The organism is Bartonella taylorii 8TBB (assembly GCF_902825155.1).
Classification (GTDB): Bacteria; Pseudomonadota; Alphaproteobacteria; order Rhizobiales; family Rhizobiaceae; genus Bartonella; species Bartonella taylorii_A.
The window spans coordinates 81671-96538 of the sequence record NZ_CADEAG010000008.1 but is presented as its reverse complement, the minus strand read 5'-3'; the positions used below and the strand labels follow the sequence as shown (position 1 = coordinate 96538).

At 37.3% G+C, this 14868-nt stretch carries 11 protein-coding genes; all 11 read right to left on the bottom strand.

What is annotated here, in order from left to right; all coding sequences use genetic code 11:
• Positions 1–272: hypothetical protein (locus J7R13_RS07125; protein ID WP_425523230.1), on the bottom strand; the 272-nt coding region annotated here is incomplete at its 3' end.
• Between the two features lie 293 nt (positions 273–565).
• The gene (locus J7R13_RS07120) at positions 566–1783 is read right to left on the bottom strand and encodes a BID domain-containing T4SS effector (RefSeq protein ID WP_208438075.1); all 1218 of its coding nucleotides are present in this window, start codon (positions 1781–1783) and stop codon (positions 566–568) included.
• A gap of 607 nt (positions 1784–2390) precedes the next feature.
• Complete coding sequence (locus J7R13_RS07115; protein ID WP_208438074.1) at positions 2391–2531, bottom strand: hypothetical protein; 141 nt, start codon at positions 2529–2531, stop codon at positions 2391–2393.
• Between the two features lie 215 nt (positions 2532–2746).
• Complete coding sequence (locus tag J7R13_RS07110; protein WP_208438073.1) at positions 2747–3919, bottom strand: BID domain-containing T4SS effector; 1173 nt, start codon at positions 3917–3919, stop codon at positions 2747–2749.
• A gap of 187 nt (positions 3920–4106) precedes the next feature.
• Positions 4107–5423, bottom strand: a complete 1317-nt coding sequence (locus J7R13_RS07105; protein WP_208438072.1) for a BID domain-containing T4SS effector — start codon at positions 5421–5423, stop codon at positions 4107–4109.
• 327 nt (positions 5424–5750) lie between these two features.
• The gene (locus J7R13_RS07100; RefSeq protein WP_208438071.1) at positions 5751–6431 is read right to left on the bottom strand and encodes a BID domain-containing T4SS effector; all 681 of its coding nucleotides are present in this window, start codon (positions 6429–6431) and stop codon (positions 5751–5753) included.
• Between the two features lie 324 nt (positions 6432–6755).
• A complete protein-coding gene (locus J7R13_RS07095) occupies positions 6756–7787 on the bottom strand; it encodes a BID domain-containing T4SS effector (RefSeq protein WP_208438070.1) in 1032 nt (343 codons plus the stop codon).
• Positions 7788–8120: 333 nt separating this feature from the next.
• A complete protein-coding gene (locus tag J7R13_RS07090; RefSeq protein ID WP_208438069.1) occupies positions 8121–8915 on the bottom strand; it encodes a BID domain-containing T4SS effector in 795 nt (264 codons plus the stop codon).
• A 323-nt stretch (positions 8916–9238) separates the two neighbouring features.
• Positions 9239–10837: a BID domain-containing T4SS effector gene (locus J7R13_RS07085; protein WP_208438068.1), complete on the bottom strand. Its 1599-nt coding sequence runs from the start codon at positions 10835–10837 to the stop codon at positions 9239–9241.
• A 581-nt stretch (positions 10838–11418) separates the two neighbouring features.
• Positions 11419–13338: a Ti-type conjugative transfer system protein TraG gene (gene traG, locus J7R13_RS07080; protein ID WP_208438067.1), complete on the bottom strand. Its 1920-nt coding sequence runs from the start codon at positions 13336–13338 to the stop codon at positions 11419–11421.
• Positions 13339–13482: 144 nt separating this feature from the next.
• Positions 13483–14760: a BID domain-containing T4SS effector gene (locus tag J7R13_RS07075; RefSeq protein WP_208438066.1), complete on the bottom strand. Its 1278-nt coding sequence runs from the start codon at positions 14758–14760 to the stop codon at positions 13483–13485.
• Positions 14761–14868: the final 108 nt, after the last annotated feature.

Genomic DNA, 14868 nt, shown 5'->3' with positions numbered 1-14868 from the left:
TTTTCGAGGATCTTTTCAGTTTCTGTATGCAAAGCACTCTCACTGCCATAAACAGCGTTGCTCCAACGTTGGATGTCTTCTGCATAAACTTCGACCAATGGAGAACACCGCACCTTCTCAAGGATTTCTTTCTTCGAGAGAGGTGGCTTTTGTGGTGCAGTTGTTGTCTGTAGACTCTCTAAATCGCGCGATGCTGTGGCATGTTGTTTATGGTGTTTTTCTGTTTCTTTTGGCGTGCGGGATGAAAGAGAAGAAAGCTGTTTTTTTCCCATACGTATATCCTTTTAAGTTTTACAGTATTTTCTCAAAAAACTCTTTTGACGTATTTTTCATTCTTATTTTGGGATAGCCTTTTATTCAAAAGGGTATCTTCACTCGAATGATTTCCTAAGACTTTGCACGACACATAACGTGTCAATATATGTTTTTTATACGTTTTTTTTGTGTCAATCAATAAGTTGTATTAAATTATGGGAAATATTTTGCTCTCTTTTTGGCGCAAACCATCTTGCAGGATTTGCGCCCAGAAATTTTATTAAAAAGTTAAAGCTTATCTTGTGTCTGTTTAGCTGACGAGAGCCAGTGCTTTTGTACCTAGAGTTTTGCGTGGTCGAACGCTTTGCGCTCTTTCTTGTGCCTGTCTAGAAGTTTCAGGAACCTCATGATGCATGGTTGCTGATAAGCGCTCAGGAGCCTTTGATAAGTCTTGTTGTCTGTGTTGGTTCTGCAGAATACCCTCTCTTGCCTGCTCTACCGCATCTGCAAAACGGTCAACATATTCAATCATGCGTACAAGACCTGTTTCAGCATGTCTGCGTGCTTTATTTTTTATGCCACACATGCTGACACCGGCAAGTTTATGAAAAGACTCAGGTTTGACCGCAAGGTGTTGCATTAAAATATCTCCCATAGAGGGATCTTCGAGCAAACACTCAGTTTGTTTTTGCAAAGCACTTGAATTCCCAAAAACAGTTTTAGACCAATATTGTATTTGTGCTTGATGTCTTTGGACTTCAGGATATTTTTGAATTCTTGCAGTAATTTCTGCATTTGAAAGGGGCCCTTTTTCTCTTTCAGAATGATCTGGAGTTTGTAAAATTCTAGCCATTTTTCTAGGGCTCATTAATTTTCCATAGCGCTTTAGTTCCATATTTGGAAACCGCGTCAGGCATTCTCTTGCATATTCTACAACCCCTGTAAAACGATCGATAGCATCACACAGATGCGTAATACTCTCTTCAGCTTGTTTGCGTTGTTCATTTTTTACGCCACATATATTGCGACCAGCAAGTTTAGAAAAATTATCAGGATTTAGTGCAATTTGCCATGTAAGATCCTTTCCTATAGCTGGGTTTTGTTGTATTTCTTTTATTTTTTCCTGCAAAGCCCTTTCGTTGCCATAAACAATTTGGCAGTGTTGGTAAAGGTCTCTTTTATATCCTTTAACCAATGAATTGTATGGAACTAACTTTGTAATTTGTTCTTCTGAGAGAGTTATTTTTGCTTTTCGTGAAGGGATTTCTACGTGTGTTTTTTTTGCTTGTGGCCTATCTTCCATCATGTTATCTGTTGTTAGGGGTCTTGTTGGATTTTTTTTAGTAGCGGAAGCGGTTTCTCTAAAAAGAGCTTGTCTTTGCTCCTTTTTTTTCAGTATAGGAACTGACTTTGTGTTTTTTGGAATAACTCTTACATAGCGCCCTTCAAGTTGAGGTATTTCTGTTTTTACTTGTTCATAGTATTTTATTAGTTCTTTTACTGAAGGGGATGTTTTTTTTTCTTTCATAAATGTCTCCTTTTGAGAATTATTTTTTTAAAAAATTCTTTAGTGTAATTTTTATTTTTACCCTTTGATAGTTTTTGTACAAAGAGATAGAGTAATTTTAGTGATCTTCAAAAATTCGATGCCATTTGTGCGCACTAAAACTAACATTTGTATTTTTTATAAAATCTTATTGATAGGTTATATAAAATCAATATAGAATTACTGAATCTGGTATTTTTATGTATAAAATTTTATAATAGCTCTCGGTGCAATTGTAGTGAAATGATTTGCTCTAAGGGAGCAGATGAAGAGCTGACTTCTGTTTTATCAGTAAGAGATATCAATGAGGTGTGATTGGTTTTTTGAAGATCCATGCCTAGCGTTTTTTAGCAAGCTTTATAGTTTGAAAAATTGCTTTTGTTTTTTGAGACACCAAGCATGTAAGAAAGTCTTGTGGGATTTTTTCTGTGAGGTTCTACAATTTTTTGATGTTACGTAATTTTGTCACTAATATCCCAAAACATAGAGTTGTTGTTGCAAATGTATAGAATAAAAACCTCTTTTTGTTTTCTTTGATGTTGCACTAAATCGCATTCTTTGTTTTTTGTGTGGTTTTTATATATAATTTTTAAAGTGCTTCACTTGGTTGTGTAACATTTTCTTCAGTATATTTACGATGTGGACTCTTGATGCCAAGCAGCTTTTTATTTGCATACTTGCCGAAAAACAGCGGGTTGTTTAAGCTTGTCCACGCAAATTCCTCTCCCATAGAAAGGCTTCTTTGAAGCCCTTCATTTTTTCCCAAAAAATAAGTAGGTTAACGTAAACAGCTTTGCATAGAACTTAATCAATAAGTTATACAAAGTTATGGGAACACTCTCGTAAGATTTTTGCTCCACTATTAGACTGCCCTTTGGTGTAAATTCCTCAAAATGATTTGCACCAAAGGGTTTGCTTAAAAGTTAAAGCTCATTTTATGCATGTTTACAGAGCTAAAGCCATCCCTTTTCCACCCTTAACTTTATGTTGTTGCACGCCGCGTTGTTGAGTATGATGTCTTTCTTGTATGACTTCTTTTTTCTGGCTTTTTGATATGTTAACGTCTTTTTGTTGTATTTCCTGTCCTTGTAAAATAGACTCTTTTGTTTGTGTTATAACGTCTGCGTAATTTTTAAAAGCGTCGCGCAGATGCGTCAGACTATTTTCAGCACATCTGCGTGCATTATCTTTAAAGCTGCCTATTTTATGACCAGCGATTTTATGAAAAGAGTGAGGCTTTCTAGCAATATCCCATAAAAGTTGCCCTACTATAGTAGGATCGTCTAGCATGTCTTCCATTTGTTTCTGAAAAACATTCGATTTACCATATACGACTTGGCTCCAATGTTCAATTCGCTGGTAATATCTTTGAACGCTTGGACTACTTTGGACTAAACTTGTAACTCTCTCATTTGAGAGAGACACACCTGCTGTTTCAGTAGAAAGCGATTTTTGCAGGTTTTTTCCCACCGCTGCATCCTCTATTGTAGCTGTGATATTCGTACCTTCATATGTCTGGCATACAGCTTCCGCATAAACACGAATGGCGGAACATAAATAAGGTAAAGATCTTTCAGATTCTCTCCGTGCGTTCGTTTTTAAGCCAAGGATTTTCGCACCTGCAAGCCTGTGAATAGATGTAGGATTTTCTTTTATTGTCCTTAAAAGTGGATTTTTGGCTGCAGGATTTTTCAGGATGTTGTTAATTTCTGCATTCAAAACATTGCTATTGCCATAGACAGTTTTGGACCAACGTTGGACTTTTTCTGCACAAACTCTGACTGCTGGATCATTTTTCACCTTATTAATCATTTCCTCCTGCGAGAGAGGTGCTTTTTGTGGTGTAACTGCTGTTGTGTGTGTAGTCTCTAAATTTAAAGAGGCATGATCACTGAGATAAGCAGCTTTAGACCAATGCTGGGTTTTTTCTGCATGCACTCCGGTCATTGGATCATGCTGCGTTTTATCAATGATTTTCTTACGTGAGCGAGGTGGTTTTTGCGGTTTAACTGCTGTGTATGTAGTTTCTGACTTAAAAGATGCTGTGTTAGATTGTTCAGAATATTTTTGTGTTTTTTCTGACGTGGGAGATGAAGAAGAGGGGTGTTCTTTTTCCATACATGTGTTCCTTTCAAGCTTTTAAAATATTTGTATAGAAAACTCTTTAGTATATTTTTTGCGCTTATTATTTGATTAAAGAGTCTCTTAATTTAAATGATTATTGTACGATACTCTTGGCACAAATCACTCTGCGGGATTCACGCCAAGAAACCCGATTAAAAGCTAAAGCGTACCTTGTGAACGCTCAGCTAGCGAGAGCTAGTGTTTTTGTTCTTGGAGCTTTGCGTGGTTGGACGCTTTGTATTCTTTCACGTGACTGTCTAGAAGTTTCAGGAATCTCATGACGCTCATTTGCTAATAATAAGCACTCCGGAGACTTCGATAAGTCTTGTTGTTTAGACAAGTTTTCCGCTAATTCTGTAAACGGCTTACGGCATCCTTCTTGTGCCTGATAGTCTTGCAAAATATTTTTTCTTGCCTGCTTGACAGCATCTACAAAATTGTTAACAGAGCCAACTAGCTGCGAAAGATTTTCTTCAGCATTTTTGCGTGCTTTATTTTTAAAGCCACATACATCGATACCGGAAAGTTTATGAAAAGACCAAGGGTTTTCTGTAAGTTGCTGTACGAGCTCAGTGCTTGTAGAGGGGTCGTTTAATACACTTTCAATTTTTCCCTGCAAAATATCCGGCTTTCCAAATACAATTCGGGACCAATGTATTATTTGTGCTTGATGACTTTTGACCGTTGAATCCTGTTGAGCTATACAAGTAACTTCTGTACTTACAAGGAATTGTTTTCCTTCTCCAGGATGATGCGAGCTTTGTAAGATTTGGGATATTTTTTCATTGCCTATAAGTTCTTCATAGCGCTTTAATTCTATTTGTGGAGACTGAAGGAGACTTTCTCTCGCACTTCTCACAGATTCCCTATAACGATCAATAGTGGCACACAGGATAGTCAAACACCTTTCAGCTTTTTTGCGTGTTTTATTTTTTATGCCACATATATTGATACCAGGAAGTTTACAGATTCTTTCAGGATGTGCTGCAAGTTGCCATGAGAGATCTTCTTCTAAGGCAGGGTTTCTTTGAATTTCACTAATTTTTTCCTGCAAAATATGTCTTTTGCCAAAAGCTTCTTTGGACCAGTAGAAAACTTCTTCTTTATATGCTCGAAGCCACTTGTTATGTGCAATTAATTGCGTAATTTCTGTCTGTGAGAGGGCACTTATCGTCCTTTGTGAAGCAGCTGTTGTGTGTACAATTGTTTCTTGCTGTTCGCTCTTGGTGCTTCTTTCTCTCATGAGATTCTCTGTTAAATTTTTGGTAATAGCCGACGCGTGTGTGTATTCTGTATCGCTAGTACTGTTAGATATAGCGTTTTCTTCCAAAAGAAGTGCCTCTTTTTCCTCTTTTATAGGAACTGATTTTTTGCTTTTAGAGACACTTGTTGCGTGATGGCCTTTTACTGTAGATGATTGTCTGGCCGTTTCGTCATAGTGTTTTATAAGTTCTTGTACCGAAGAATGTGGAGAAGATGACGGTCGATTTTTTTTCATACATGTTTCCTTTCAATAATTTTTCAGAAAACCTCTTTGGTGCATCCTTCGTTTTTATGTTTTTATATTTATACAAAGGAAAATATCAATTTGAATGACCTCCAAAGAATTTGCGCTATCCGCAGCTAATCTTAATCAACATTTATGTCTTTAATACAGCTTTTTTTATGAAATTGATCAATAATTTGTTTAAAATTACAGGGACTATTTTTGATAGATATTTTCTGTGATATTCCCCCCTCACTCTTAGCGTAACCTCAATCAAGTAACCTACACTAAGAGATTAAATTAAAGGCAAAAGCTTACACACTTTTATGTTCTGCACGCTTACACAGCCAAGGGTGCTTTTTTGGAAAGAGTGTGCTCGCGTAGTTGCCTCCTTTGCTCTTGAGAGTCTTGTCGTCTCTCTTTTGTTTTCTGAAGGTGTTGTGCAATATCTTCTGTTTGCACACCAAGGCGTTTTTCTTCTCTACCATGGGTATACGTCAACTGTTCTCTCATCTGTCTTACAACGCCTATATAAGCGTCAAGAGCAGCACACAGCCATACTAGATCTTTTTCGGCTTTTATGCGCGCTTTCGTCCTAAAGCCACAAAAATTATAACCAGCAAGACCGTGACAAGATCTAGGATTACCTAGTATTTCCCGTGAAAGCCCTCTTCCTATATCAGGATTTCTGAGAATATCGTCCATCTTTTTCTGTAAAACATTCGACTTACCAAAAACAACTTTGCTCAAACGAGTAGTTTCTTCACTAAATCCTTGCACATATTCGTTATCTTTAATTTTTTGAACAATTTCTTCATCGCAAAGATGTTTTGCTCTCTTGTGTTGTGGAGCAACATATGCGTAGATATTTTGTCTTGAGTGTTGTCCATCACTGTGTTTTTTTATGTTAATATCTGTGTAGATAGCTTCCTCTGAACGCTGTTCTCTTCCTGGTTGATCAGCCTTTTTATATATCACTGTTTCGTTTAGTGGCTTATAGGGGGAATGTTTTTTTCTCATACTTGCCTCCTTCCTTAGGCTTTTTAATTTAGAAAACCCCTTTGGTGCGTCCTTCATCTTTCTGTTTTTTATTAAAGGAAAATATCAGATTGAATAACCTCCAAATAATCTACGCTATTCGTCATTATGTTGATCAATATTTATGCCTCTAATAAAGCTTTTTTATGAAATTTATCAATAAGTTGTATAAAATTGCAGGGACTATCTTTGATAGAGATTTTTTGTAATAACACCCACGCTTTCTTGGTGTAATCTCGATCAAATAGTTTACACCAAGAGATTAGATTAAAAGCAAAAGTTTGCGCACTTTTACATTATGCACGCTTACATAGCCATAGCCATTCCTTGTTTAGGAGAATGTTTGCGTTGTTGTACGCTTTGTTCTCCAACAGCTTGTTGTTTTTCTTTTGCATGATGATGGGCTCTGCGTTCTAATTGTTTTTCTTGGCCTTCTCTTCTTTCATGCTTTTGCTGTCTATCATGTTCACATACAATACCCCTGTATCCCTTTTGTACGGTACGTACATAATCGTTGAGAGCATCATAGAGGGAGGAAAATTTCTCTTCAGCTTCTTTGCGTGCTGGACTTTTTATACCAAATACTTCTCTACCTCTAAGCGGGCTAGGTCCTTCAGGATTTTCAGCAACCTTCCGTAAGACACTCTCTCCATTATTAGGATTTTCTAGAATCGCAGCAAGCTCTTTATTTAAAGCATGCTGGTCACCATAAACAGTAGCGCACAACTCTTGGACTGCTCTTGAACAATGTTGGACGTCTTGCTCCTTTAAAAGCCTTGTAGCTATCTGACCGTTCGTGAGAGGTGTTGTTGTTTTACTAACACTTGCGTAGACAGTTTCTTCTGAGTGGTGTTTGCGACCACGTCCTGCTACATTAACATCTGCGTAGACAGTTTCCTCTGAGTGGTGTTTGCGACCACGTCCTGCTACATTAACATCTGCGTAGACAGTTTCTTCTGAGTGGTGTTTGCGACCACGTCCTGCTACATTAACATCTGCGTAGATTGTTTCCTCTGAGTGGTGTTTGCGACCACGTCCTGCTACATTAACATTTGCGTAGATCGTTTCTTCTGAGTGGTGTTTGCGACCACGTTCTGCTACATTAACATCTGCGTAGATTGTTTCCTCTGAGTGGTGTTTGCGACCACGTCCTGCTATATTAATATCTGCGTAGATCGTTTCTTCTGGGCGGGGGCTGCTACCACGTCCTCTTACATTAACATCTGCGTGGGCAGTTGTCTCTGGATGAGGCGGGCGCTGTACTTTCCTTTGTTTATTAACCTGTGCATATAGCGCTTCTGGGTTTATTGGATGCTGTTGGGAATGATTTTTTTTCATGTTTGCTTCCTTTAGGTTTTAAATTTAGAAAACCTTTTTGGCGCATTCTCCATCGTCTCTATGCTTTGATAGCTTTTATACAAAGAAGAATGTTACTTTAAATGATCTCTAAAAAATCTTCCGCTATTCTCGGCCACTGTAATATGTATTTGTGTTTTTAATACATCTTTTTTGTGGTATTTCACTAATGTATATATAAAATTACGAGAATTATTTTTGATGGATATTTTCTGTAATATCACCCAGCCCTTCTTGGTGTACTCCCGATCAAATAGCCTACACCAAGAGATTAGATTAAAAGCAAAAGTTTGCGCATTTTTACATTGTGCACGCTTATATAGCGATTCCTTGTTTAGGAGGATGTCTGCGTTGTTGTACGTCTTGTTCTCTAACAGTGTGTTGTTTTTCTTTTGTGGGATAATGATGATCTCTCATTGCACTTTTTTTCTGAAGCTTTTCATTTTTTACATAATCAGGCTGTTTCATTTCTTTGGCTAGTTGTTTTACATGGCATACATATTGCTCAACAGTTTCACACAGGTTCCAAGAACCTTCTTCAGCTCTTTTGCGCGCTGGACTCTTTATGCCAAGTACTTGTTTACCCCTAAACGGGCCAAAGATTTCAGGACTTCCAGCAAGATCGTATGAGAGACGAGTTCCTACGTCAGGATTTTTAAGAACCTTGTTAAGTTGCATATCGAGGGTGTTTCTGTTGCCATAAACAGTTTCACACAAAGATCTAATTTTTTCTTGAAAATTTTGGATCGTTGCGTTTTTTTGAAGCTTGCTAGCAAGCTCTTCTTGTGTAAGAGGCAGTTTGACTTGTGAAGAAGCACCTGCGCGCACCGTTGCCTCTGGGTGGGGTCTGGCGCTGGATTCTCCTACATTAACCTCTGCGTAGATAGTTTCTTCTGGCTTTGGGCGGGGCTTGCCACTGGGTTCTCCTATAATAATATCTGCATAGATAACTTCCTCTGACGGTTTTTTGCTACTGGACTCTCCGACATTAATATCTGCTTGGACAGGCTCCTCTGAATAAGGCGAGGGTCGTACTTTCCTTAATTTCTTAATCTGTTCTTCTAGTACTTTTTGGGTTATTGGATACTGAGGGGAATGACTTTTTTTCATGTTTTCTTCCTTTAGGCTTTTTAATTTTAGAAAACCTCTCCGGTGCATTCTCCATCGTCTCTATGCTTTGATAGCTTTTATACAAAGGAGAATGCGGCTTGAAATGATTTCCAAAAAATCTTTCACTATTTTCGCTCACTATAATAGCATTTTGTGTTTTTATTATAGTTTTTTTAAATGGTACTTTATCAATGCGTTATATAAAATTACGAGATCTATAATGAGAGAGATTTTCTGTAATATTGTGCAACATCCCTCAGCATCATTCGCATAAAGTGATTTGCATCAAGAGATGAGAGGAATCATAAAATCATGCTCAATGTTTAATTGGTAAGAGACACAGATGAGCTACGTCTAACTCTGAAAGAGCGTACCTCACATTGTGCTGCTTTCACTAATTTTACAGTTTGAGAAATTTCTTTTGCTTTACTTTCTGATATACCAAGAAGATGAAAAAGTCTCGTACAATCATTTTCCTTTATGGCATTACGATCTTCTGTCGATAAACGATTTTGTAATTGACGCCAAAAAACATGAAGTTGTTTTTGCAGTGATGTAGAATGGGACAGGAGGTCTTTTTGTTTTTGTAGTGGTAAGGCAAAAAGGTTTTGCAATTCTTTCCCTGGTTTTTTGACAGATTTTCCTAAACGATTTTGTTCTCTTTGATGTCGCTCTAGAATTTCATCCTTGGCTTGTTGCGTTGCGATAACATAATTTTTAAGCATTTTACTCAGCTGTGGAACCGTTTGTTCAGCATGTCTGCGGTTTAAGCTGCTCACACAAAGCATTTTAATACCTGCAAACTTACAAATCGATTGAGGATTTTGGGTAATTTGATTAGCAAATACTCTGCCCAAGCTTGGGTCTGCATTTATTATATCCATTTTTATGCTTAAGGCTTGCCGGTTGCCATAAACAATCTTTGATAAATTCTCAACTTCTTTTCGGTTTGTTTTGACATAAGGATTATTTGCAATCTTTGTATACAATTCCTCATGCGTGAGAGGTGCTAATGTTTCTGAGGGGATCAGTATTTCTTGTAAGTTTTGAACGTTGGACTTTTGAAAAAAGATATAGTCACCGTCTTTTAGTGTTTTAATTTGTTCTGGCAGCAGATCATCTTTGTGACCAACGATGAAAATGTCCCCCACCTCTATAACAAAACCTTCTGCTGCACAACCTCTATAGATGCCATCATAAGGTACACCTTCTTTTGCGGCGAGGACCATACGATTGTTGATCGTCTCAAGTCCAGAATTTTTCATCTGGGAAATAAATTCCTTTAAGATAAGTGATTTTTGCGGATGGGTGATATCCTCAAAGAGATGTTGCATCGGTTCTGAATTGCTATGCTGCATTGCTTCAATACAGGCAATAGTCATGCGTTCTTTTGTAATACAAGAAAAGTCAATGGTGTGGTTTGCTGCTTGTCCAAGTTTTTCCATAAACATTCGTTGTGTATGTCCATTGCCTTTTCTGAAGGGATGTATATGGTTGAGTAATATAAAGATTTCAGCGGCACTTTCAGCAAACTCTTGGCGCGATAAGCCTTGTAAATTATTCTTTTCACTAAGAATTTCTTCTAATTTTTGAAGCTCTTTTTTAATCTGTGGTCCGACAGCAAAAGGAGTCTCATGGCCTATAGGTCGCATAGCTGGCATATAGGCTGAGCTGCCATCTTCAAATGTAAAGAGAGTATCACGGGTTTGTCCGGCCCACTCAAAACTTTGATGGAAGAGGTTCCAGTGAATTAATTTCAGATAAGCGGCATTAAATTTTTGAGGTGGTGGTTCATAGCGGAAATTTACGGCTGCTCTGGCTGCTTCATGGGTACAGCGTTCATAAAGTTTTTGTGGATTTTTGATGCCATATTTATTTTTTAATGTTGTGCTCTTCTTATATAGATAATTCTGCTCTAACATATATTCTTTCCTTATATGATAGGGTAGCCGATGAAAGTGTGCTAAACTTTTTGTGTAAAAAGTCTCCCTTCGCGCATTTGTTGAGATTTTGAGTATTTGGGGAAGGGGCCCATGCTCTTAAATATATGGGGATTTCTGGCTGTATCAACTGTTTTACGGTGCCTTTGTAACTCTGTTTGTATGTGGATAAAGGATCATCCATGCAGGTCGTTTTTATACATGTTTCCTTTTTTATTTTCTTGTAAAAAGATTCTCTGGTATGCTTTTCGCGCCTGTTTATTTTTGTCAAAAATAATAGAGTTCTTATGCAGTTTTCTCTCAAAAGAACTGTCTTCAAAAGCTCTTTGATGGATGTGTAAAGTATAAAGATTAAATGCTATTCTTTATTTAGTTAGTTGGAGAATCTTCATAAAAATATTAGCGTTGGTAAGCACAAGAATAAAAGCAACAATTAAGGATTTTTCTTATTTTTTCATATAAAAATTCTTTTTTAATGGGCTATTATGAAATAGAACGCGTGCTTTTTATCTTTCCTACGGTTGTTATTGTTTTAAAGCTCAATACGTATAAGAGGGTGTGTTTCATTTTTTCTTTGCTTGTGGGGCAAAACGGTTCTTTTCAGCCGCCGCTAACATTTCTTTTCTTCTAAAATAGATCGCTCGACCACATCGCAAAGGAGGCTGTCCTTGCATAAGAATAATTTGTTCATCTTGACGCATTTCTTGAATAATTTCGTGCGGTAAAATCAGTGCTCTTTGTTGATAGTTGATGTTGTAAGAGCTCTTTCCTAAAGATATACCTCTCGATTTGCTTGTGCCAGCTACTTCAACCGTCATTTGACCACAACGCTCTGAAATATCTTTGGCTGTTTGAAGGTCTTTAATGGCGGCATAACTCACAAAGGAGCAGCTTTCAAACCATGATCGTGCACCCGATTCACCAAAGTGATTGACCAATTGACCAAAGGATTGATAAAAGAGCATCAAGGATGTGCCGTATTTACGACCACGATCGCGTGCTTCTTCTAAAATATTCATATAACCAAGAAGATCAACTTCATCCAAGACAAACAAAACACGCTTTTTGTAGTTTCCATCAGCTGTAACCATTGCATTAAGAAAGGCACCAATAATAACCCGTCCAATTGCTGGATAACTGTTTAAAATGCTTGCAGGGAGATTAAGAAAGACATCTGTCTTTCCATTTGTAATATCCGAGGATGCAAAATCATCTCCACAAACAAGATCAGCGTAATTAGACAAAGAAAGCCATTGGGTGTCTTTTGATGCGGTTGTATAGACCCCTGAAAAAGTTTGCTCTGCCATTTCCGTAAAAATACCAACCATTTCACGAATAAAAGGAGAAGGTGTTGTTTCTTGTATCATGCGTAATTGATTGACAACAGCTGTTTCTGATTGAGACAAAATTCCACGCAATGTTTTTAAATTGCGCTCACTCTCGTCATATTCATCAGAAAATACCACATGTGCAAGAAGAGCGGTTAAAAGATTATGCGCTTGTGTCGAAAAGTATTCTGCTGAAGAATTATCTGACTTTTTATCCGTGAGAAGCAATTTCGAAAAACCTACAATATTGGCTTCACGTTGTGTACGTGGTACACTATCATCTAAAAGCCAATCGAGCACATTAAAATTTTTTGTTAAAATTGAATTGGGATCAAGAACAATAACATTTCTGTTGCCCATTCTTTGCCGCGCAAATTTAACCATTGGTGCAACTTCGGTTGAAGGATCAAGACAAACAATAGAGCCTGGATATTTTAAACATGTAGGAACCACTGTACTTGTTGTTTTATATCCACCAGAACCGGCAAAAAAAATCATGTGGGTTGAACCAAAATCAAGATTAAAGGTGAGCAAAGGCGCTTTCCCACCTTTTCCCCATGTTGTTTTATTGCCAGGTGCAAAGGGAATATTGCATACACTATCTTTATCAACACGGTATCTTTCGCCAACAACAATTTGACCATTAGCAGGAAAAATTTTTGCTGCCTCTCTTAAATTCATCCATGAGGCATCACCGAAAATCCCTTTTTTGGCTCTTTTGATTTTGTTTGTGCGCGGAACGGTTGTGATGAATTGGATTGCTAAAAGAGCTATGCCAATGATAACACCAAGGACAACCATAGAATCCATAAACTGGAGAGCATAACTCCAGGTTATCCCTTGTTGACCAACGTAGGGGCTTAAACGCTTTATTTCGCCGACAATATGGTAAAAAGCGATGATTGCAAAAAAGAGAGCTGAGACAAGCGTGATTGCTTTGCGCAGGTGTAGTTTTTGTGAGAGGCTATAAAATAATGAAACAAAGGCAACCAGCGTTAATTCCAATAAGGGTTTTGAGCGAAGATACCAATAAATCTGATCATCTCCCATCTCGCTTATTATAAACGATAACAAATGAGGAACAAGAAATACTGTTAAGGCACCTAAAGCGATTGGCGCTAAAATAAGTGCCAGTTGCGTTTTTGTATATTTCATTTTTGTCTTAACTTTCAGTTTATATGAGTATGCTGTAAAAAGTATCTTCTTATGAGGTGGGATATTATCAAAACAGCGCCTTATGAAGATTACAATGAAGATGCAAATTAGCTATTATGAGTGATTTTGTACGTTTCACTTCGATCATTGGGATTGTTGAAGTGCTTGTTTGGTTTTCTGAACGATGTCTGTCATTACTTTTGCTTTACTTTCTGATATATTAATGCTTTGGGAATGTTTCAAATAATCCTTATTCTTGGTTGCTTGATGCTCTTGGAGGAGAGTTTTTTGAGCTTGTTCAATAATACTCTTGTAGTTTCTAATTGCAAAACTAAGGAGTGAAACATGTTCTTCAGCTCTTTTGCGTGCTGCGCTTTTCCATCGAAATATTTTAATACCTGCAAGGCGAGAAACAGAGCGAGGAAATTTTTCAATTTGATCGGCGAGTGTTTCACACAAATCTGGTTCTTTAATCATCTGCGGTATTTTTTCATCCAATATTTTGGGGTTGCGGTATACATGTTTTGCAAAACGTAGAATTTGTTGTCGACCTACAAGAATACCGGGATTTTCTGACATTATTTCAAAAAGTTCATTTTTTGCTAAAGGGACTAATTTTTTTCCTGGGATGAGAACATTTTCAGGCTCTTTGGTTGTTCTAACTGCAAAGGCCGTTTTGTCATAGTCTTTTAAGGTTTTCCGTTGTTCAGGGCTAACATGGCCTTTTTGTTGCGTTTTTGTGGGGCTCAGGAGTTCCTTTGAAATACGTTGTGGATTGGAGATAAGCTCAAACAAATTTCTCAAAGGTTCCAGATCGCCTTCTTCTGCTTTAATGCTGACAAGATCCATATGTTCTTTTGTCACAAGAGAAAAATCAAGGTGATGTCCTGCAACTTGTCCAAGCTTTTCAAGAAAAATTTGTCGTGTACACCTATTCCCTTTTATAAAAGGGTGGATATGTCTGAGAGATATAAAAATTTTTAAGGCTTCATTGATAAATTCTTCACGTGTTAAATATTGCAAATTGTTTTTTTCAATAAGCACTTGATCTAATTTTTTTAAGCCTTCTTGAATTTTATCACCGGTTTCAAAAGGGATTGCCTGTCCCTTTTTTTTTGTTTTTGGTCTAGTGGCAGAAGAGCCATCTGCAAATGTAAAGGATTCATCACGTGTCTGTCCGGCCCATTCAAATATATCTTCAAACAAACAGAGGTGAATATATTTTAGATAGGAGCTATCAAGCTGTTTTGGTGGAAGTTCTTGGCGCAGATTGACCATTGCCTTTTCTATCTCACGCGAACATTTTATAGAGAGAACTTTAGGATCCTTTATTCTATATTTATTTTTGAGCGTGTCCGTACCAGGATAAAAATAATGATGAGGTGAGGGAATTTCTTTTGTTTTCACTTTTACTTTTGGCATGGTTACCTCCTTATAATATAATCGAGGAGCATTAAAATTTTTGCGTATTATCTTAAAATGTAAAGCGTTTTAGATAAAATGCGTTTCCTTCAAGTATCTAGGCATTGA

Excerpts from the sequence above, each read along its gene's own strand:
- J7R13_RS07120 (WP_208438075.1), bottom strand. The coding sequence starts at position 1,783 with ATGAAAGAAAAAAAAACATCCCCTTCAGTAAAAGAACTAATAAAATAC.
- J7R13_RS07115 (WP_208438074.1), bottom strand. The coding sequence starts at position 2,531 with ATGGGAGAGGAATTTGCGTGGACAAGCTTAAACAACCCGCTGTTTTTC.
- J7R13_RS07110 (WP_208438073.1), bottom strand. The coding sequence starts at position 3,919 with ATGGAAAAAGAACACCCCTCTTCTTCATCTCCCACGTCAGAAAAAACA.
- J7R13_RS07105 (WP_208438072.1), bottom strand. The coding sequence starts at position 5,423 with ATGAAAAAAAATCGACCGTCATCTTCTCCACATTCTTCGGTACAAGAA.
- J7R13_RS07100 (WP_208438071.1), bottom strand. The coding sequence starts at position 6,431 with ATGAGAAAAAAACATTCCCCCTATAAGCCACTAAACGAAACAGTGATA.
- J7R13_RS07095 (WP_208438070.1), bottom strand. The coding sequence starts at position 7,787 with ATGAAAAAAAATCATTCCCAACAGCATCCAATAAACCCAGAAGCGCTA.
- J7R13_RS07090 (WP_208438069.1), bottom strand. The coding sequence starts at position 8,915 with ATGAAAAAAAGTCATTCCCCTCAGTATCCAATAACCCAAAAAGTACTA.
- J7R13_RS07085 (WP_208438068.1), bottom strand. The coding sequence starts at position 10,837 with ATGTTAGAGCAGAATTATCTATATAAGAAGAGCACAACATTAAAAAAT.
- traG (WP_208438067.1), bottom strand. The coding sequence starts at position 13,338 with ATGAAATATACAAAAACGCAACTGGCACTTATTTTAGCGCCAATCGCT.
- J7R13_RS07075 (WP_208438066.1), bottom strand. The coding sequence starts at position 14,760 with ATGCCAAAAGTAAAAGTGAAAACAAAAGAAATTCCCTCACCTCATCAT.